This is a genomic window from Ketobacter sp. (assembly GCF_003671495.1).
Taxonomy (GTDB): Bacteria; Pseudomonadota; Gammaproteobacteria; order Pseudomonadales; family Ketobacteraceae; genus Ketobacter.
This window is the reverse complement of record NZ_RCHN01000034.1, coordinates 117,910-138,374: the sequence shown is the minus strand read 5'-3', so window position 1 is coordinate 138,374 and position 20,465 is coordinate 117,910. Positions and strand designations below refer to the sequence as shown.

Below are 20,465 nucleotides of genomic sequence, written 5' to 3'. Positions count from 1 at the left end.
GTGGTGGATATGTCCGAATGGGTGGTGGTAGGCAAGCTGCTTGGGCCTTATGGCATCAAGGGCTGGATGAAAGTCTACTCGCACACTGAGCCCATGGACAATCTCGCAAACTACAACCCTCTCTGGCTGCATCGGGAGGGCAACTGGCAGCCCATTAACGTTGAGCGTGTTCAGCGGCATGGAAAGGGGCTGGTGGCCAAGATCGAAGGTTGTGACAATCGCGATCAGGTGCCGGCTTTCACTGGGTGTGAATTAGCTATCAAGCGTGAACAGCTGCCAGATCTCCAGGATGAGGACTTTTATTGGTCCGACCTGGAGGGGTTAACGGTGAAAACCCTGAGTGGTGACTGTCTGGGTAAAGTCAGTCACCTGTTCGAAACCGGCGCCAATGATGTGCTGGTGGTGCAAGGGGATGCCGACAGTCTGGATCGTCAGGAGCGCCTGATTCCCTATATCTGGGAAGAGGTGGTTCAGCAGGTGGATCTGGCAAAAGGCGAAATCACCGTGGACTGGGACAAGGATTTTTAGTGACCTGTTTGGCCAGGTACGAAATCGTCACCCTGTTCCCGGAGATGTTCTCCGCCATTACCGACTACGGGGTAACCGGTCGGGCCGTGAAGAACGGTTTGGTGGCGCTGGGGTATACCAACCCCAGGGATTTTACCCAGGATGTGCACCGCACGGTGGATGACCGCCCCTATGGCGGCGGGCCGGGAATGCTGATGTTGGTGGAGCCGCTGTTGGCCGCCATTGCCAGTGCCAGGGCCCGGTTGCAGGGGGTCGGTGTGGAGCAGCCGAAAGTGGTGTATGTGTCGCCCCAGGGCAAGCCTTTCAATCAGGCCGCTGCCGGGGAATTCAGTGCACGGCAGGGGGTGGTGTTCCTGTGCGGTCGCTATGAAGGCATTGATGAGCGTGTTATTGAAATGGCGGTGGATGAAGAGTGGTCCATCGGCGATTACGTGCTCAGCGGCGGTGAGCTGCCGGTGATGTCGATGATCGACGCCACCGTGAGACTGTTGCCCGGGGTGTTGGGGCACAAGGATTCGGCAGCGGAGGATTCATTCTTCCAGGGCTTGCTGGATTGCCCGCATTATACGCGGCCAGAAGTGTGCGATGGGCGCGAAGTACCGAAGGTGTTGTTGAGCGGGCACCACGGTGAAATCAGGCGCTGGCGATTAAAGCAATCGCTGGGGCGGACGTGGCAACGACGTCCGGATCTGTTGGAAGGCAGAGTGCTTTCCAAAGAGGAGCAAACGCTGTTGCAGGAATATTTGGATGAGCACGACTTGTCCTGAACGGTTTTATTAACGACGTGTATGTAGCGTCCCGTGATTCACACTCCGGACCCTACCTCTGGCGCGAACACTGAGGAAACTCTCATGAGCGGTAAAAACAAAATCATCCAGGCTATCGAAAATGAGCAGATGAAACAGGATCTGCCCACGTTCAGCGTAGGCGACACTGTGATCGTCAACGTTAAGGTAACTGAGGGTGATCGTACTCGTCTGCAGGCCTATGAAGGCGTTGTGATTGGCAAGCGTAACCGTGGTTTGAACTCCGGTTTCACTGTGCGCAAGATCTCCAACGGTGTTGGTGTTGAGCGTACTTTCCAGACTCACAGCCCTCTGGTGGACAGCATCACTGTTAAGCGTCGTGGTGCCGTGCGTCGTGCCAAGCTGTACTTCCTGCGTGAGCGTACTGGTAAGTCTGCCCGTATTCGCGAAAAGCTCAATTAATACGAGCCACTCGCAGATCAAAGCGCCTTTCGGGGCGCTTTTTTTATGCCTGCAAGAGGGGGAATGCCTTCGATTGGGGGGCGCTATTCCGCGGTGGCCTGGCGGTACAGTACTTTAACCCGGTTTAGTTGCTCTTCATCCGGTTGTACCAGATAGCCGATGGCATAGGTGGAGCTGACAATGGAGTCGATAACGGCCTGGGGTGATTCCACCATAAAAGGAATCTTGCCTTTGCCGCTGAACAGGTAGTAGGCGCGGTAACGTTTGAGTTTGGGCTGCGAGATGCCAATTACCGTGTCATAGAACTCCCGATAAGCATCGCTGCCCTGGGGCAGGTCAATGGCCAGGGGCTCGTGTTCAGTGCCCGGGTACAGGTGCAGGCGCCCCAGGAACACCCGGCGTACTTCCTTGTTGCTGAGGCTGGTCACCGGGTTGTCAAGATTGGTGATCACCACGATGTCGGCATGGCAGCGGACCGCCATCAGCAATAGGGCGGTCCCCAGCAGGAAAGTGAGTTGTCTGATTGGCCGAATCATCAAAACACCACATCCATCACAATCGTCATCAGGGTGGCGTTGTCCGGTGGGTCGGCATCGTTGAGGGGAAAGCCCTGGCCGGTGGAGCCCGCCAGGAAATCGAAATACTGGACCTCAAACTTGATGCAGGTGTTGGCCATGAAATCATAACGAACCCCCAGCGTGATGCTGCGCTCCTTGGCTTTGAAGCTTTGGATGCCGGCGCGGGTTTGCTCCAGCAGAGGCGCAGCAAACGGGTATTGGGCGGCGGCTTCATCAATCAGGGGCAGGGTGTCTTTATCCAGCGTGTTGTCGTAGGCGCTGAGGACGGTATAGGGGGTGAACTCGTTGTAGTGATAGAGCAGGGACACATACCAGCCGTCGGAATCATTGGCGAATCCGGAGTCCGGTGCCAGTACCCAGTACTTTTCCGCAATGATGCCCCAACTGTTGAAATCCCACTGGCCGCCGATGGCATGATACTGGTAATTGGTGCCCTCTGCGTACAGGGCGCTGCCGATCTCGTTGAAAATGGGGTCGCCGGTCAGTTCGCTGAGGTCCTCGTAATAGTCGACCGCGGTTTGCAGGCCTTCTGACCTGATATCCGTATGTTCAATGTGGAAACTGTAGCGCAACAGCCAGTCCAGGGATCTCAGGGTAAACGTGGCGCCGTAGGTGGGGTTGGACTCCACGGTGACGTCCCGGATTTCGCCTTCCACTTCTCCCACAAACAGCAGGATGTCCAGCTCCAGGTCATTGCTCATGTCCAGGGTGTACTGCAGGTCGGCACCATCGATGTTGCCCAGGGGTTGCAGCAGGTAGGTGTACACGTCAATGGGCGGGCGGGCCCAGGGGTAGGAATAGCCCACATCGCGGGTGCCGGAATAAATGTAATAGGAAGAGCGCAGGCGGCCCAGGCGCAGCTGCAGGTCCGGTGTGGCCTGATAGCTGAGGAACAGCCATTGCAGCTTGGGGTTGTAGGACTCCTCCCCACCCAGGGCCAGGCCGGAGCTGGAGACCTGGGTGGTGAACGCCAGGCGCTCAGTGAGGTTGCCCTGCAGCTGGATGCCCAGGCGGGTGTCGTTGTCGAAATCCCAGTTGTTGTCCGCTTCCCCGAACTGGTAGTCCTCGCGATTGACTTTGCCGACGCCGAGGGAGCCAAAGCCGGAGAACTGCCAGTTGTGGTCTCCATAGCTTGAGCAGGCAGTGAAAATGAGAATGAGGCCCAGCAGTATCCGCACGAGGGGTCCTGTTTTGCAGTGGTGATCTAACAAGAATAGACAAGGCCAGCGGTGCTGTCGTGATTCTGGCCCCGAAATCGGCATAAGGATCAACGGGCTGCTAGACTTAGGAGGGTAAACAGGCGGCGGGCCTGGGTTTTTCGGTGTGCGTAATGAAATTCAATCAAAACGCCAAAATTCGCCTACATATTCTTTCCATCGCGCTGATTGGTGGCCTGGGGTTTCTGTGCTATCTGCTGGCCAATGTGTTCATGGCCAGCCAGAACGAGCGCAGGTTGGATGAGTTGTTGAATCGACAGCACCCGGTCATCGAGCAGGTGCAGGCCCTGAAGCGGGATATCCAGGTCATTCGGGAGACCATGACCTCGGCGGTGGCGCTGGAAGACCCCTTCCTGGTGGAGGACTCTGAGGCGTTGTCCCGGCAGGTGGAGGCCCGCTTGCAGGCCATTGCGGAGATTGATCCTGAATTGCAGGTTTTTACCGCGAACCTGGGTGGGGTGTACCGGAATTATTATGATATCTCCCGCCAGTTGGCGGTGGACCTGATTGAGCATCCCGGGGAGTTGCAGCGTTATCAGTTGCGCATCGACCGTTCCCACCAGATATACGATGGCCTGATGGATGTGCTCGATCGAACCCTGGTGGAGCGGCAGACCAACTTCGCTCTGTTGCTCCGTCAAACCGACGCGGCGGTGAAAGAGGCCAATCTGTTCGGGGCGTTGCTGGGGGGCTTTGTGATTCTGGCCCTGTTACTCCTGGCCTGGATTATCTCGGTGCGGGTGTTGCGGGAGATCAACCGCACCAACCGCCTGAAGGATGAATTTCTCGGCACCATCAGCCACGAAATGCGCACCCCCATGAACGGCATTATTGGTTCGCTGAACCTGTTGTCGAAGGTGGACCTGACCGAGGATCAGCGGGTCTGGCTGGACGCCGCCACCCGCTCTGCGGGGGCTATGATGCTGTCCATTGATGATATTCTGGAACTCAGTGAAATCATGTCCGGGCGGGAGCAGGTGGAGGTGGCGGCCGTGCGTCTGCGACCGCTGCTGGACAAGCTCCTCGTCACCTACCGCCCGGAGCTGGAGAGCAAGGGGCTAACGCTTGAATGCCGCTTCGAGGAGGTGGTGGACCAGTTGCTGGAGTGTGACGAGAAGAAAGTGGGGCATGTGATTCGCCATTTGCTCAGCAACGCCATCAAGTTTTCACCGGAGGGGGAGATCGTGGTCTCGGTGTCCAGGATTCCGGCGTATCGCGGTTCGGCAGAGCGGGTCAGCGTTGTGATTCAGGACTCCGGCCCGGGCATTGATCCCCTCTTGATCAAAGAATTGTTCAAGCCCTTCCAGCAGGCGGATGGCTCGTCCCGGCGGCAGTTCCAGGGGATGGGGATCGGCCTCTCCATCTGTCGGGCCATTGCTCAGCTGTTGGGTGGGCATATTTATCTGGAGAACCGGGTGGGGGGCGGCCTGTCGGTGGAGTTTTGTTTTCCCCTGCGGTCTTCGCGGGTGTCGGCGCCGGCGCCGGATAAGACGCAGCCCCGGGTTGCGGTGCTGGATCGTGTGCCGTTGGTGCTGGTGGTGGAGGACAATCCGGTCAACCAGATGGTCATCAAGGGCTATCTCAAGCGCCTGGGTTGTGAGGTGATCACGGCCAACAATGGCAAAGAGGCGTTGGAGCTGGTGGGGCAACGTCCAGTGGATCTGGTGTTCATGGATTGTCAGATGCCGGTGATGGACGGTTTTGAGGCCACCCGCAAAATGCGGGAGATGGCCGAACCGGTGCGCAGTTTGCCGATTATTGCCGTCACCGCCAATGCCATGGATGCGGACCGGCGCCTGTGCCTGCAGTCCGGTATGGATGGTTACCTGAAAAAGCCAGTGGCCATGGACGACATCGAGTCGGAATTGAAGGCTTACGTCTCCCATGCTGCCTGAGCCCCGGGTGTGATGCCGTCCTATTTTCAGGGGCATCCGGTTTCAGGGCTATCTGGCTTCAGAGCCGTCAGGATTCAAACCGATACGGTAAAAATTCCCGCTCATTTTCATTGATGTGAATGCGCTTGCCGATGGGTGGGAAGGCCCGCTGCGGGCATTCCGTGCGTTCACACACCCGACAGCTCACCCCGATGGGCACAGCGGCTTCTTTGTCGTTGAGGTCGATGCCGGCGGCATAAATCAACTGCGGCGCGTGGGCAATCTCGCAGCCCAGTCCCACGGCGAAATTTTTCTGTGGCATCAGAAAGCCCCCTTCGGTGCGGCTGACGGTGCGGGCGATGCAGAAGTAGGTTTTGCCATCGGGCATCTGGGCCACCTGGCGCAAAATCTTGCCCGGTTGGGCAAAGGCCTCATGGACATTCCAGAGGGGGCAGGCGCCCCCCACCCGGGCGAAGTGAAAGCTGCTGGCGCTCTGCCGTTTGGAGATGTTGCCGGCGGCGTCCACCCGCAGAAAATAAAAGGGAATGCCCTTGGCGGTGGGCCGTTGCAGGGTGCTGAGGCGATGGCAGACCTGCTCGAAGCTGACGTTGAACAGGATCTGCAGGCGCTCGATGTCGTAGCGTTCCTGCTGGGCTTTGCGCAGGAAATCCTCATAGGGCATGAGCAGTGCGCCAGCGTAGTAGTTGGCCAGTCCCACCCGGCAGACGGCGTTGGATTCCGGGTTGGTGAAGCGGGCCTTGGCGATGATCTGGTCCAGCAGCGCCCCCTGTTCCAGCAGGCAGATCTGGTGGGCCAGGTGGAAGATCCGCTGCCGCAGGGACAGCAGCTTGGACAGGGTCAGACGGCGGCTGCGGGTATCAAACTGGCGCAGGCGGTCACTGTCCGCATCCACGATCACCTGAATGCCGTGTTGCTGCTTCAGGTACGCTATAAACTGGTTTTCTCCGCCGCCCCGGCTCATGCCCGCAGTGGTGAAGAGGGTTTCTGCGGCTCGATCCAGACCATCAAAATAATTGTTCTGATAGTAGAAAAAATCCCGGGTCTCCTCGTAGGGAAACTGAGGGCCTTCGATGGAGCGCACTGCCTCGTCGCCGGTGACGTCCTCCGCCAGCCCCACGTAGTTCTGCTGGGATTGGTGGTAGGACTGATAAAGGCTAAGGAAGTGGCGGGCGAACGCCGGAGAGCGGGTGACGATCTCCTTCAGTTCTGTCAGGGGCAATTTTTCATTTTCAAACAGGGGGTCCTCCAGGCAGTCCTTGATCTCCGCCACCAGGCGGTCATCTTCCTCTTCGGAAAAATGCGACAGGTCCACATCGAACACCCCCGCCAGCTTCAGCAGCACCTGAACCGTGAGCGGACGCTGGTCGTTCTCAATCTGGTTCAGATAGCTGGCGGAAAGCCCCAGCCGGCTGGCCAGTTCCGCCTGGCTCAGCGCAGTCTGCTCCCGCAGGCGGCGGATCTTGCTACCGAGGAACAGTTTACGTTTGCGCGGACTCATATGCGGGGTCTCATTTGCGGTTTCTGTTAATTTTGCGAATTCACAAAGTTTGCAAAAATTAATGAAGGTTTGCAAAGGGATTTGCAGGTGGGCACGTTTTTGGGTGGTTTTCTTTGCAATAGATCGGGCAGATTCCAATAATTTGCGGAAATGGTTGTTTGCAAAATTAACAAACTGACGGTGGAGAGGTGACTATGCCCGGATATGAGGCCCCCTTGCAGGATATGGAGTTTCTCTTGTTTGATGTGTTCGAGGCGCCCCGGTACTGGGCTCAGTGGCCGGCGCTGGCCGGCCAGCTGGACCCGGACACGGCCCGGGCCATGTTGGCGGAGGCCGGCAAACTGGCGGCCTCCACCCTGGCGCCCCTGAATCGCACCGGCGATGAGCAGGGTGTGCAGTGGGATAACGGCCGGGTGACCACGCCGCACGGTTTTGCCGCCGCCTATGAGGCATTCTGCGCTGCCGGGTTGACCGCGCTCACCGGCAATCCGAGCTACGGTGGCCTCGGCATGCCGAAATCCCTGTCGGTGCTGGTGGATGAAATGATGTATGCCGCCAACAGCGCGTTCAACCTGTACCCGGCGCTGTCTGCCGGCGCCTGTCTGGCCCTGGATGCCCACGGTTCCGAGACGCTCAAACAACGCTTTCTGCCCCATCTGTACAGCGGGCGCTGGAGTGGCACCATGTGCCTGACTGAGCCCCATGCCGGCAGTGACCTGGGGCTGATTCGCACCCGGGCTGAGCCGCAGGAGGATGGAACCTACGCCATCACCGGCACCAAAATTTTCATTACCGGTGGGGACCATGATCTGGCGGACAACATCATCCATCTGGTGCTGGCCAAGCTGCCGGATGCGCCGGCCGGTTCCCGCGGGATCTCCCTCTTCCTGGTGCCGAAATATGCGCTGCTGGATGGGGAGGAATTGGGTCCGCTGAACGGGGTGACCTGTGGTTCGGTGGAACACAAAATGGGCATCAAGGGCTCTGCCACCTGTGTCATGAATTTTGATGGGGCCCGTGGCTATCTGGTCGGAGAGGTCAATCGCGGGCTGCAGTGCATGTTCACCATGATGAACTGCGAGCGTTTGTCCATCGGCATTCAGGGGCTCGGCTGTGGCGATGCCTCCTATCAAACCGCCCGCGACTATGCCCGGGAGCGGCTGCAGGGGCGTGACAGCCGGCCGGGTCAGCCGCCAACCGCAGCAGAGCCAATCATCGTGCATCCGGACGTGCGCCGCATGCTGCTCACCATGAAGTCTTTGACGGAAGCGGGGCGGGCGTTTGCGGTTTATCTGGGCTTACAGCTGGACGCAGCGAAACATGGCCCGACGGATGAGCAAAAAGCATTGGCGGATGCCCGGGTGGCGTTGTTGACGCCGTTGGCCAAGGCGTTTTTTACCGACATGGGACTGGAGTGCACGGTGCTGGGACAACAGGTGCTGGGCGGCCACGGTTACATCCGCGAGTGGGGGCAGGAGCAGTTGGTGCGGGATGCCCGCATTGCCCAGATCTACGAGGGCACCAATGGTATCCAGGCCCTGGATCTGCTGCAGCGCAAGGTATTCAGCAACGACGGCGAATGGATGGAAGCCTATCTGGAGGAGATCCGTCGCTGTGCGGACGCGGTCCAGCAGGGCTCGGATGCGGGTTCTCTGCAGGGCGCGGCACACGCACTGCGCACCCGGGTGGCGCAGCTGCAGCAGCTTACCCGTCGCCTGCTGGAGCGGGGCAAGGCTTCCCCGCGGGAGCTGGGTGCCGCCGCCTGCGACTATCTGCATGTGGCAGGCTATGTGTCCTATGGGTATATGTGGCTGCGGATGATGGAGCGGGCTGAGGAGAGCAGCGCGAAATTCAAAACCGGGCTGTTCTATTTCAATCGCGTTCTGCCGCAGGTGGAAGGATTATTGGCCACACTGCAGACTGAGGCTTCGGATCTGTTCACGCTCGGTGCGGATGAATTCTAGGGGCGGGCTCAGAGTGCTTGCTTACAGTCCTTTGAGCAGCACACTGCCGCGGGGCTCTTTGTCCCGGGTCAGCGCCAGGCTTTTGATTTCCCCTTCCGACAAATTGATTTCCAGGGGGTCAAACCCGGGGATCAGCAGAAAGCCCTTGGCGGCTTCGCTCGGGTTCTCCAATTCAAATTTAACGGTATCGGAGCCGAAGTCGAACATGATCAGCTGATAGCGGCTGGAGGCGATGTTGGCAATGTAGCTGGGGATGACATTGCCGCGGTCGCTGCGGATCTGCACCAGGGTGTTGGCAGGCCAGGTGACCCGGGCCGTGCGGGACTGTCGGGATTGCACCCGGGCCAGGCTCTCCGAGAAATTCAACAGGTCGTTGGTGGCCAGGATGCGGTGAGGTGAAAAATCCTTGCTCTTGATGCGGAAGGTGTCGCCGTTGCCCACGATGTACACAGGGTGGTCGAAGCCGGCGGAGTCGATGGTGATTTCCAGGTTTTCGTCCGGAGCGGAGCCATCCATCATGTAGGCCAGCACGAATTCCGGCGTCGTATCCAGCATTTTGATGCTGCCACTGATCTTTTTCGGGGGCACGCCGCCGTTCTTGCCGGCGGCCGTTTGTTTGGCCTCTGCGGGGGTGGCTGGCTTGGTCAGGGGCAGGGCAGCGAACAGTTCGCTGACATGGCTGCGGGTGGTTTCCAGACAACGGTTGAGTTTGCCTAATTTGTCGTCGATCTGGCGGGCTTTCGGAGTGCTTTGGTTACCCTGGTAAGACTGGCTTTTGTTGAGGGCCGTGCGTACTGCGTTGCGCGTCTGCACGGCGGATTCGTACTGCCCACGGGCAACGGCGTACGTTTCCTGTGTCACCTGGGCGACGGTTTGGCTTTGTGCCGAGCGGCACTGTTCGATGCCCTTGGAAAGTCGGCTGTCGTATTCATTCAACTCCACCAGGGCCTGTTGCAGGCTGGCCTCGCTGACATCCACCCTCTGCTGCAGGCTGGTCATGCAGCGGTCGCCTGCCGCCAGGTTTTGGTCGGATCGGGATTTTTCCGGCCGGTTCGGGTTGGCCTCCAGCTCTGCCAGCGCCAGGGTCTCGGTCATGACCGCAGCGCGATGTTGGCGGGCGCTGCCCAGGGCGGCTTTGGCATCGTCCAGGGAGCGGCGATCACCGGGGTTGGCGGTGAGTCCCTGCAATGCGTTCTGGCACACAGCATTGTACGCTTCGCTTTCCTCCACCACGGTGTCGATGGCCGCAGTCAGGGCTTCCTGTTTCTGGCTGAAGCCGGTGATCTTTTTCTCCAGGCGCTCGCATCGACTGATCTGGTTGCGGGTGCTGAATTGGTCGGTCAGGCGTGGGGAGGTGGTCAGTGCCTCCTGCTTGAGTTCAACGAATTGCTGATAGCTGACTTTGGCCTGCTCCGGTTGCTTGGCCCTTAACTGTGCCTGGGCCTGATCGCAGGCGGCGATGGCGCGGTTGAGGATGGGGGTGCCCAGCTCAATTTCGATATCCTTGGACACCCGCTCGCAGAACTTCAGGTTGCTGTCCATGCCGCGTTTGTTGGTGGACAGAATGGTGTTGTTGATGCCAACCGCCCGTGCTTTCAGGGTTTCATATTGTTGCAGGGCGCGGCTGGCCTGGCTCAGGTTGCCTGCGGTAAGGGCATCCTTGGCTTCTGTGCAGTGATCAAACCCCTTCAGATACAGCGCAACCGCATCGTCAAAGGTGTCGGCCATGGCAGTGCTGCGTGCGATGGCCAATCCCAAGCCCAATCCCAAGCCGAGGAAGAAGACGGTCTTATTCAGCATGCTGATGAGTTACCTAATCCGGTTTAAAAAAAAGTGAAAACGTATGGATTAAGGTTAGACCAAGATGAGGGTGGCAAGCCCCAGGAACAGGAAAAAGCCCATGCTGTCGGTGGCAAATGTCAGCACTACCGAGGAGCCCATGGCAGGATCTTTGTGCAGACGGTCCAGCAGCAGGGGGACGCTGATGCCGATCAGAGCTGCCAGCAGCAGGTTGAGGGTGACCGCGGCCATCATCACCGCCCCCAGCAGGGGATTGCCATACAACAGCCAGGCGAACACACCCAGCAGGGAGCCCCACAGGGTGCCGTTGAGCAGGCTGATGACCAGTTCCTTGCGATACACATAGCCCAGGTTGCCCGCTTGAATCTGTTCCATGGCCAGGCCCCGGATCACCAGCGCCGCGGTCTGGTTGCCGGTGTTGCCGCCGACACTGGCCACGATGGGCATGAGGGTGGCCAGTGCCACCAGCTGTTCAATGGTGCCTTCGAACAGGCTGATAAAACGGGTGGCCAGAAAGGCGGTGAACAGGTTGATCACCAGCCAGGGCCAACGCTCCCGGGCGCCTTCCAGGATGGGGCCAAACAGGTCGGTATCGGCCTTCAAACCTTCCTTGGCCAGGGCCTGGCTTTCCGCCACTTCCCGCAGATAATCCATGATGGTTTCCACTCGCAGGCGACCGATCAGGCGGCGTTGCTCGTCCACCACCGGGGCCGAGATCAGGTCATAGCGCTCGAAGGCCTGTCCCGCATCCTCGGCGTCGTCGTTGGGGGCGAAGCTCACTACGTCGGTGTCCATGCAGTCGCGGATCATTACCTCACCGGGGTGGCGCATCAGTTCCACCAGCGGCACGATGCCCACCAGTTGCCGATGTCGGTTGATTACAAACAGCTTGTCGGTCTGGGGTGGCAGCTCCGGGGCGGAGCGCACCCGCTCAATGGCCTCATTGATGGTGGCCTGCTCAGCGATGGTGAGGCTGTCCCGGCTCATGTTGTCGCCCACGGTGCCTTCCGGGTAGGCAATGGTCTGAGTCACCCAGCGGCGTTCATTGGCTTCCAGGGCGTTGATAGCCTGTTGCAGGATGGCGGCAGGAATCAGGTCGTCAATCTCGGTGAGTTCGTCGCTGTCCAGGCATTCCAGGATGCTGAGGAGGCGTGGCACAGCGGTGAGATCAATCAGGTCTTCGGCCACCGCGTCGTTCAGCTCCAGCAGAACCCCGGCCGCGGTGGCATTGGGCAGTTCCGCCCACACGGTATGCCGTTTGTCCGCGGGCAGCATATTCAGCAGGTGGCCGATGTCGGCTTTGTTGAGTTTGTTCAATTCCCGCACCAGTGCCGCCCGTTGCTGCCGCTGCACCAGGTTTTCGATCAGGTCGGCACGTTGCTGTTGCTGGCGATGGGTGACGCTCTCCACCACGGTCTGGCGTTGGAGTTGCTCCAGCACCGGGGCTAATCGCGTGGCCAGTTTTTTCGGGCGCTCATCCGGTTGGGTCATACTGCTCGCCGACAGTGGTTGAGGTGTGCCTGATTGTACATCAGGCAGGATGACAGCATAGGGTTGCGCCCATAAAAAAGGCCGCGAGATGCGGCCTTGGGCTGGGTTCTGGGTGGCTTAGAAACGCCATTTACCCGACAGGCTCAGGCCTTCCAGCTCATAATCACTTTTATCCTGCAGCATCATCCATTCCAGGCCAACGCTAAAATCCCCCAGAGCCACATCGGCGCCCACACCGTAGGATAGATCCGATTCGGTGTAATCCAGGGGCTCGCCCCAGAATTCCAGATCCACTTTGGTGTAACCCAGAATCACATAGGGGAATACCATATCCGCGAACGTCATGCCGCCTTTAACGTAGAATCCCACCAGCTCGTCCACCTTCAGTGCTGCGCCAGGGACGTTGTCGTCACTCAGGCTGCGTCCAAAGCGACCTTCCAGCTGGAAGTTCTCATTCAGGCTGCCGCCAATGATGAAGGCCAGGCCATCCGGTTCCAGATCATCCAGGTCAGACGTGCTGAAAGTGTAAAGGTTGTATTGAGCACCGATATACAAATCATCAGCCAGAGCCTGATGGGAGCCACATACCAGCCCCGTGGCCATGGCTGCGGCGATCAGCGTTTTTTTCATGGGGAGTTCCTCGCTACCTTATGCCTTTTATTGTTCTGCAGTTGCGTGAGTTGTTCTGTGTGGCGTGCCTGATGTTGCAGCGGGATGTGCCGGTCGGCGCGCGTTACATGGGAATATAGTGGACTTATTGGAATAGGGCAAAAAGTTATTGACGGTTATAAGGACAAAAAGGGGCTAAATTGCCGCAACGACCGGGATGGGGTGATCGTTGCAGCTAGGTATGGGGGTCACTGGCGTGTGTTTTTTTCGTTTTCATCCATCACTTTGGATATATGTTGTCCATCCTCCAGGGTTTCGAACATATCAGAGGCCAGCTCACCCACTTTCTGGTTTATTTCGCGGATTTTCTCGTACACCATGCCGATGGTCTGCTGGTTTTTGTCGCGCAGCTTTTGGCGGTCCTCGTCCAGCAGGCCTGACCGCTCCAGCGCTTCAAAGGGCATGTCGGCGATGGACTTGTGGACATCCTCCACGGTGCGGGCGCCATTGTCGATGGCGGTTTGAATCATGTCCTTCAGCAGTTCGACTTTGTTCAATAATCCCATGTTGCAGCTTCCTGTGTTCCGGTTGTTCCCCATTCATATAGCATTAATGGGGAACAACCGGAAGGCATCATTTTGCTTTGGTGGGAAAAGAGTATTTCCAGACCCGCTGCAACACGGTGCCGTATTGCTTCCAGAACGGGCCGGTGTTGTAGGGCAGGCCGTATTTTTCGCAGATCGCCTGTACTCTGGGGCCCATTTCCTCGTAGCGGTTGGCCGGAATGTCGGGGAACAGGTGGTGCTCGATCTGGTAACTCAGGTGGCCACTCATGATGTGCAGCAGTTTGCCACCTTCCAGGTTGCTGGAGCCCAGCAGTTGACGGTAATACCATTCCCCTTTGGTTTCATTCTCGCACTCTTCTTCGGTGAACGCCTGGGCCTGTTCGGTGAAGTGGCCGCAAAAAATGATGGCCGAAGCCCACAGGTTGCGACCCAGGTTGGCCAGCGCATTTCCCAGCATGACTTTCCAGAAGAAAGGGCCGGCCAGGGCGGGGAAGAATACGTAGTCCTTGAATATCTGCTTGGCACCTTTGCGGAACAGGCCTTTCAGATAGGGCTTTTTTTCCTCCAGATCGAACGTGCCGTCACGTAAACGCTCGCTCTCCAGCTCGTGCAGTGCCACACCCCACTGGAAGAAAATACTCAAAGCCGCGAAGTACACCATCTGGATGCTGCGCAGTGGGTGCCAGGGGGTGTCGTCGGAGAGGCGCAACACGGCATAACCATAGTCACGGTCCTTGCCGATGATGTTGGTGAACGTGTGATGTTCGTAGTTGTGGGTGCGCTTCCAGGAGCCGGCATCGCAGGCCGTATCCCACTCAAAATTGCGGGAGTGCAGTTTGGGATCGTTGGTCCAGTCGAACTGGCCATGCATGACGTTGTGGCCGATCTCCATGTTGTCCATGATTTTGGAAACCGACAGCGCCGCCACGCCCAGCATGAAAGGCACGGGGGTAAAACTGAAATGGATCAGGGTGCGTCCGGCGATTTCCAGATAGCGTTGTACTCGAATGATGTTCTTCATGTAGTCCACGTCGGACTGCCCCAGGTCCGCCACGATCTCGGCGCGCAGATCGTCGAAATCTTTCTGCAGGCTGGCGAATTGCTCCTGGGTGAGGCGTTGGTTGCCTTGCGCTGCGTTGAAGCTGATGTTCTCGGGTCGTAATTGTTCTACGTTCGGTTGCGTCGCGGTGGTCATGTTGGCTACCTCGTCCTTATAGTTCGATGTCGACGTTGCTGACAGGAGTGGAGATGCAGATGCGGATGTCTTCCTCTGCATTGCCGGAGAGCTCTCCGGTCACCACGTTGCGCACCTGTCCTGATTTTTTCTTGCACTTGCAGGTGTAGCAGATGCCCATGCGGCAACCGGCGGTTGGGCTCAGGCCTGCATTCTCAGCCATGTCCAGCAGAGTGGCTGGCTGATCGGTAGTGGTTTCGGTGGCGCTGTCAGTGAAGCGCACGGTAACCGGTGCCCCGGCTTCCACTTTCAGGGGCGGCAGGCCAAAGGCTTCCTCGTGGACCCGGCAGAGGTCAAAGCCCGCCTCCTGCAGCAGGGATTTGGCGATCTCGCGGAATGGATGCGGGCCACACAGGTAAATGTTGCGGGGCTGGCTCTCCAGCAGCGCGGCAATGTGCTCGGCGCAGATGGGGGCTTGCGGCAGTTTGTGTTGGCTGTCGCTGTCGTCATAACTGGCGATCAGATGGCTGGACAGCCGCTGGTTGGTCTGGGTGAGCGCAAGGATCTCGCTGCCAAAGATAAAATCCTGGCGGGTGTTGGCGAAGTACAACAGTTTGGCCGCAACGGGCATCTGATTGGCGCTCAGCCAGCGCAATTGCGACATGATGGGGGTGATGCCGGAGCCGGCGGCAATGTATCCCACGCTGCCGTCCATCTCCTGCTCCAGGACAAAATCCCCGGCGGCCTGACTGATGCTGATGACGTCATTGGTGCCCAGGTGTTCGTGCATCCAGCCGGTGACTTTGCCGTTGGGGACTTTCTTGACGGTGATGGACAGGGTGCCATCGGTGCGCCACTGATAGGGAGAGGACGAAATGGTGAAGGTGCGGGTGCTGAGCACGCCGTTGATGCTCAGTGTGATGTGGATGTGCTGGCCCGCCCGGAACCCCTGCCAGTCGTCTGTGGGTTGCAGGGTCCAGGTTTTGGTGTCGGCGGTTTCCTGTTTGACGCCCACCACTTTGGCCTTGCACTCCAGGGCAGACCACATGGGGTCGACCCCTTCCAGCAAATATTCGAAATACTCACCGGCCCGGTTGGTATTGAACAGACTGCTGTTGATCCAGGTGCGGGCCTGTTTCAGGAATTTGCTTGTCGTTGAGTGCATGCTTGTGCCTCCCTCTCGGTAACTGTGTACAAGTGTGCACTATAAGAAAAACGAGTGTCAACAGGGATTGTGTTGAAATTATCATTATGGATAATAAATGCATATAAAACAGATATATATGATTTGTAAAATAGTGTTCATGTGTAAACCTAAAAAGGTTTTATGGAGCTTTTTGTAGCCGGTGAAGCGGATAATCGGAGGCGGAAATCTGGTCATGTTGGTGTGCTTCGGCGTACAATTGCGCACTGACATGAGGTGGGCTTATAAGAATGAAGAACCGTCAGGAACGGAAGTTACAGACCCGGCAGTCCTTAATGAATGCGGCGCTGGAGTGGGTTGAGGAAGGTCAGCATTTTTCCAGTTTGAGTATTCGGGAGGTCGCCAAGCGGGCCGGCGTGGTGCCCACCGCGTTCTATCGGCATTTCAAGGATCTGGATGATCTGGCCCTGAACCTGGTGGATGAGCTGAGCCTGGTGCTGCGGCAGTTGATGCGGGAGGTGCGCCAAAACCGCGTTAACCCCCAACATATCATCCGCGACTCCGTGCAGCAGTACTGTCAGTATGTGGTGACCCAGCGGGTGTTCTTTATGTTCATGTCCCAGTCCATGACCGGGGGCTCAATGATCATCCGCCAGGCGGTGCGCAGCGAGCTGCAATACTTCGCCAAGGAGCTGGTGGCGGATCTGCAGCGCTTCAATCTGCTCCCGCATCTGGACCCCACCATGATGGATGTGCTGGCGGACCTCACCATCTCGGTGATGGCGTTTGCCACGGTGCAATTGCTGGATCTGGCGGATGTCAGCTCTCAGGCCCGCCAGGATTTTGAAAACAAACTGGCGCGCCAACTGCAGCTTATTTATGTTGGGGCGGAGCACTGGAAGCCAGAGTCGTAGGGGGATTGTCCCCTCCGCGCTGATACAGTGTGACCCGATTGCGGCCGTCGGCTTTGGATTGATAGAGCGCCTCATCCGCCCGTGACAGCATGCTGGTAAAATGGTCGTCTGTTGTGGGAACGGTGACCATCACCCCGATGCTGACCGTCACCGGTACCGGCGCGTCTTTCACTGTGAATTCCATGGTTGCCACACATTCGCGAATTCTTTCCGCCACGGTGAGGGCACCTTCCTCGTCGGTCTCCGGTAACAACACGCAAAATTCCTCACCGCCGTAACGGGTGGGGCGGTCACTGGGCCAGCGCAGACCGCGGCGGATGGCCTGGGCCACTTCCCGCAGGCATTCGTCGCCGATCAGGTGGCCATAGGTGTCGTTAAATTGCTTGAAGTGGTCGATGTCCATCAGCAGGACGGCGATGGAGTGCTGGTAGCGACAGCAGCGCGCGTATTCCTCTTCCAGTACCCGATCCAGAAAGCGCCGGTTTTTGAGCCCGGTGAGCTGGTCGGTATCGCTTAACTCTTCCAGCTTGCGGTTCAGTTGCTCCAGTTCCCGGGTGCGTTCCTGCACCCGTTGTTCCAGCGAGTCGGTGGCCTGTTTCTGGATTTCCAGTGCCTGTTCCCGGGCGTGACGCAGTTCCCGTTCGGTGTTCAGCGCATCCTGCTGGGCTTCAAAGCGCATGCGCCTTTCCTGGTTGATGCGTTCAGCCAGCGCGAAGGATAACAGGGTGACTTCCAGGGCGGAGCCAATCTGGGTGGCGTAATCCGTCAACAGGTTCTTGGGTAGAAAATTGTATTTGCTGAGGGCCAGGAGGATGCCGCCGCCCAGCAGAGAGCTCCAGGCAATGGTGTAATACTTCGCTGACAGGCCACCGCTGTACCAACGAAACACCCCGCTGGAAAACACATAACAACAGACCACGCCGGCAAAGGGGATCAGGGTGCGAATCACAATGTTGTAGGGCAGCAGCAGTGCCATGATGATGATGACGCAGGCACCCCCGGCACACACGTATCCCAGGTAGCGGATGGGCCCACGCAGTTCATACAGACGCAGGAAGTTATGGGTGAACAGGGAGCCGAAGGCCACCGCCGCCGACAAGGTCACCAGGATGGCCTGATCGTTCCATTGGGTATAGTTGGGCCACAGGTACTGAAAGGCAAAACCACTGAGGCTGGCCAGAAACAAAGGCATGCTGCAGACGAATAAAACGTAATACAGGTAGTTGCGTTCGCCCACTGCCAGATACACGAACAGGTTGTACATGACCATCACAAACATGATGCCGTAATAGACACCGTGGATCAGGGTTTGGGTGCGGTCATAGTTGAAGAACGCGTGCTCTTCCCACAGGGTCAGTGGCACCTGAATAGAGCTGGAGCTGCGCACACTCAGGTACAGGGTCAGGGTTTCCTGTGCCTGCCATTGCAGGGGGATTACAAAATTGCGGTGATTGATGGGGCGCTGGTCGAACGGTAGCTTGTCGCCCAGATGCAGCACCTGCTGCTGTTGTTGGTCGATGATGAACACCGTCAGATAGTCCAGTACCGGGTAACTGATTTCCAGCAGACGGTTTATGCGCTCGTTGTCCCGGTTGCTGATGGTGACTCGCAGCCACCAGGTGGCGTCATTGTAACCGTGGTTGAACGCCTGCCGGGTGTTATGCTGCCAGGCTTCTGCCGGCAGGTTTTTTACATCCTCAATGGTGAGGGCGCTTGCCGTATCCTGGACATAATACAGATAACCCGCCAACGGCTGTTGCTGAACGGTGGCTTGCAGTTGGAACGCTTCGGCCGCCGGTGTGGTGCCCGGCAGGATCCACATCAGCAATAGCAATACCGTACACCATAGTCCGGCACCGGTTTGGTTGGCGATCCGCCCTGATCTGTTCATTATTCCCTATCCCAGCCTTCTGCCGTGGTGGCAGCCTGTTGTCGGTTTGGCAGCGGATGTTCTGTTGTCCGCCAGCACGGTGCAATTGCGTCCGTTTTGTTTGGCCTGATACAGCGCGGAATCGGCCTGCGCGATCAGTTGTTCCGGTGTGGGCTCCTGGTCCGGGTGCACCTCGGTGACACCCAGGCTGATCGAAACAGTGACCTGCGTGTCCCGCACCTTGAATGGCATGTTGTAGACCCCCTGCCGCAGTCGCTCTGCCACCGCCTGTGCGCAAGTCAGGGATGTTTCCGGCAGCAGGATGCAAAACTCCTCACCGCCGTAACGGGCGACCCAATCCACGCCCTCCCGCACACTCTCCGCCAATACACTCGCCACTGCTTTCAGGCAATCGTCTCCCACCATGTGCCCGTATTGATCGTTAAACTGCTTGAAGTGATCGATATCCAGCAGGATGACGGACAAGCCTCGCCCATAGCGCCTGCAGCGGGTGAGTTCCTCCAGCAGGACGCGGTCAAGGTAACGTCGGTTTTTCAAACCGGTCAATTGATCGGTGTCGCTCAACTCAGACAGCTGCCGGTTAAGATGTTCCAGCTCTGTGGTGCGTTCCTGCACTTTGAATTCCAGTTCTTCCGTGGCCTGCCGTTGAATCTGCAGGGCCTGCTCCCGCGCCATCCGGGTTTCCCGTTCCCCGCGTAACGCTTCACTCTGTGCTTCGGAGCGCAGGCGTCGCTCCTCATTGATGCTTGCCGCCAGCGCGAATGACAGCAGGATAACCTCCACCCCGGATCCCACCTGTAAGGTGTTTTCGGTGAAGACATTGGTGGGGACCAGGCCCAGTTTGTTGAGGCCCAGCACCAGGCCACCGCTGAGGAAGGCACACCAGCCCACGGTGTAGTAGCGGGCAGCCAGGCCGCCCCGATTCCACATCAGCAGGCCGAACACCAGGCCCAGGCAGCAGGACAGAATTGCCATGGGAATGAGCAACCGGATGACGCTTGGGTAACTCACCACCAGCGACACCAGCAACATGACCAGGATGCTGATCTGCTGGATACGAAACAGGGTCACGGCCCACTGACCCAGTTGTCTGACCTTAAGAAAGCTCTCCGTGAACACGGCGCCGAAAAACAGCGCCAGGCACAGTGGCACCACGATGGCGTGATCGTTCAGTTGCGGATGGTTGGGCCAGAAATACTCGAAACTGAAGCCTTTCAATCCGGCAATGAACAACGGCAGTGAGGAGACGAAGCACACGTACAGGATGAAGTTGCGTTCCCGTACCGCCAGAAAGACGAACAGGTTGTACAGGGTCATCACCGCCATCACACCGAAATAAAAGCCCTGCAACAGGCTCTCCACCCGCGTCCAGTCATAGTAGTGCTGCTTCTCCCACAGTGTCAGCGGAACCTGCACCGCGCTGTCGCTGCGAATGCGTAGATACACATCCTGCCGGCTGTCGGGCGGAAAGCGGAGTGGAATCACAAAATGGTTGGATTTGATGGGACGCTGGTGAAAGGGCAGTTTGTCCCCCAGGTTGAATGTCGTGGTGTGTTCGCCGGCCACTACAAATACCTGAACTTGATCCAGGTTGGGGTAGGCAATCTCCAGATACCGGGTGAACGTAGCCGGGGCTGAGTTCGACAGGGGAACCTTTAGCCACCAGGCGGAGCGGCTGTAACCCTGGGAGAAGTGCTGCCCGTTATTGCGCTTCCAGTCGTTGTCCGGAATGGTGAGGATGTCCTGCAACCGGAGCTGACCCGGGGCATCCTCCAGAAAGCGAATGGAGCTGGTGACCGCCGCCGAACCGAAGGCTGTCCCGCCAACATCCACGTTGGCCAGTGCCGGGTCAGACAACATAAAAAGCAGCACAACTAGAAGGGGCATGGTTTCCTGGTTCGGTTCCTTGAATCTATCTTATTGAAAGTGTAGTTCAGGGGGAGGAAATGTAACTTGATCCTATAAATTGTTGCCCGACTGTGTGGTTG

17 protein-coding genes are annotated in these 20,465 nt (G+C 58.0%); 6 read left to right on the top strand and 11 right to left on the bottom strand.

The window, feature by feature from the left end; translation table 11 throughout:
- Positions 1–9: 9 nt before the first annotated feature.
- The 3 genes from rimM to rplS all read left to right on the top strand — a co-directional run bounded on the left by rimM (position 10) and on the right by rplS (position 1,736).
- The gene (rimM, locus tag D9N14_RS16880) at positions 10–528 is read left to right on the top strand and encodes a ribosome maturation factor RimM (RefSeq protein ID WP_290581860.1); all 519 of its coding nucleotides are present in this window, start codon (positions 10–12) and stop codon (positions 526–528) included.
- A complete protein-coding gene (gene trmD / locus D9N14_RS16875) occupies positions 510–1,295 on the top strand; it encodes a tRNA (guanosine(37)-N1)-methyltransferase TrmD (protein ID WP_411267951.1) in 786 nt (261 codons plus the stop codon). Before rimM ends, trmD begins: the two co-directional genes overlap by 19 nt.
- Positions 1,296–1,379: 84 nt before the next feature.
- Complete coding sequence (gene rplS, locus D9N14_RS16870; RefSeq protein ID WP_290581856.1) at positions 1,380–1,736, top strand: 50S ribosomal protein L19; 357 nt, start codon at positions 1,380–1,382, stop codon at positions 1,734–1,736.
- Positions 1,737–1,819: 83 nt separating this feature from the next.
- Here the strand turns inward: rplS and D9N14_RS16865 are convergent, their stop codons facing one another.
- Both D9N14_RS16865 and D9N14_RS16860 read right to left on the bottom strand, forming a co-directional pair.
- A complete protein-coding gene (locus tag D9N14_RS16865; RefSeq protein WP_290581854.1) occupies positions 1,820–2,272 on the bottom strand; it encodes a hypothetical protein in 453 nt (150 codons plus the stop codon).
- A complete protein-coding gene (locus tag D9N14_RS16860; protein WP_290581853.1) occupies positions 2,272–3,492 on the bottom strand; it encodes a hypothetical protein in 1,221 nt (406 codons plus the stop codon). The genes D9N14_RS16865 and D9N14_RS16860 overlap by 1 nt, the downstream gene beginning before the upstream one ends.
- Positions 3,493–3,644: 152 nt before the next feature.
- On the opposite strand from D9N14_RS16860, the gene D9N14_RS16855 reads away from it, so the two are divergent.
- Positions 3,645–5,426 (top strand): response regulator, encoded by a 1,782-nt coding sequence (locus D9N14_RS16855; protein WP_290581852.1) that lies wholly within the window; start codon positions 3,645–3,647, stop codon positions 5,424–5,426.
- A 67-nt stretch (positions 5,427–5,493) separates the two neighbouring features.
- Here the strand turns inward: D9N14_RS16855 and D9N14_RS16850 are convergent, their stop codons facing one another.
- Positions 5,494–6,924, bottom strand: coding sequence for a short-chain fatty acyl-CoA regulator family protein (locus D9N14_RS16850; protein ID WP_290581850.1), 1,431 nt, complete (start codon positions 6,922–6,924; stop codon positions 5,494–5,496).
- 194 nt (positions 6,925–7,118) lie between these two features.
- Here D9N14_RS16850 and D9N14_RS16845 point away from each other — a divergent pair, with 194 nt between their 5' ends.
- Positions 7,119–8,888: an acyl-CoA dehydrogenase C-terminal domain-containing protein gene (locus tag D9N14_RS16845; RefSeq protein ID WP_290581848.1), complete on the top strand. Its 1,770-nt coding sequence runs from the start codon at positions 7,119–7,121 to the stop codon at positions 8,886–8,888.
- Positions 8,889–8,909: 21 nt separating this feature from the next.
- Here the strand turns inward: D9N14_RS16845 and D9N14_RS16840 are convergent, their stop codons facing one another.
- The 6 genes from D9N14_RS16840 to D9N14_RS16815 form a co-directional block, all read right to left on the bottom strand.
- The gene (locus tag D9N14_RS16840; protein ID WP_290581846.1) at positions 8,910–10,688 is read right to left on the bottom strand and encodes a hypothetical protein; all 1,779 of its coding nucleotides are present in this window, start codon (positions 10,686–10,688) and stop codon (positions 8,910–8,912) included.
- Positions 10,689–10,742: 54 nt separating this feature from the next.
- Positions 10,743–12,179, bottom strand: coding sequence for a magnesium transporter (gene mgtE / locus D9N14_RS16835; RefSeq protein ID WP_290581844.1), 1,437 nt, complete (start codon positions 12,177–12,179; stop codon positions 10,743–10,745).
- Positions 12,180–12,296: 117 nt separating this feature from the next.
- Complete coding sequence (locus D9N14_RS16830) at positions 12,297–12,809, bottom strand: outer membrane beta-barrel protein (protein WP_290581842.1); 513 nt, start codon at positions 12,807–12,809, stop codon at positions 12,297–12,299.
- Between the two features lie 227 nt (positions 12,810–13,036).
- Positions 13,037–13,354: a hypothetical protein gene (locus D9N14_RS16825; RefSeq protein WP_290581839.1), complete on the bottom strand. Its 318-nt coding sequence runs from the start codon at positions 13,352–13,354 to the stop codon at positions 13,037–13,039.
- A 67-nt stretch (positions 13,355–13,421) separates the two neighbouring features.
- Positions 13,422–14,549, bottom strand: a complete 1,128-nt coding sequence (locus tag D9N14_RS16820; protein WP_290581837.1) for a fatty acid desaturase family protein — start codon at positions 14,547–14,549, stop codon at positions 13,422–13,424.
- Between the two features lie 16 nt (positions 14,550–14,565).
- Entirely contained in the window at positions 14,566–15,693 is a 1,128-nt protein-coding gene (locus D9N14_RS16815) for a flavin reductase family protein (RefSeq protein WP_290581835.1), read from the bottom strand.
- 269 nt (positions 15,694–15,962) lie between these two features.
- On the opposite strand from D9N14_RS16815, the gene fabR reads away from it, so the two are divergent.
- Complete coding sequence (gene fabR, locus D9N14_RS16810) at positions 15,963–16,586, top strand: HTH-type transcriptional repressor FabR (RefSeq protein ID WP_290581833.1); 624 nt, start codon at positions 15,963–15,965, stop codon at positions 16,584–16,586.
- Here fabR and D9N14_RS16805 read toward each other — a convergent pair.
- Both D9N14_RS16805 and D9N14_RS16800 read right to left on the bottom strand, forming a co-directional pair.
- Positions 16,546–18,477, bottom strand: coding sequence for a diguanylate cyclase (locus D9N14_RS16805; RefSeq protein WP_290581831.1), 1,932 nt, complete (start codon positions 18,475–18,477; stop codon positions 16,546–16,548). The genes fabR and D9N14_RS16805 overlap by 41 nt on opposite strands.
- 6 nt (positions 18,478–18,483) lie before the next feature.
- Complete coding sequence (locus D9N14_RS16800; RefSeq protein WP_290581829.1) at positions 18,484–20,364, bottom strand: diguanylate cyclase; 1,881 nt, start codon at positions 20,362–20,364, stop codon at positions 18,484–18,486.
- Positions 20,365–20,465 lie beyond the last annotated feature (101 nt).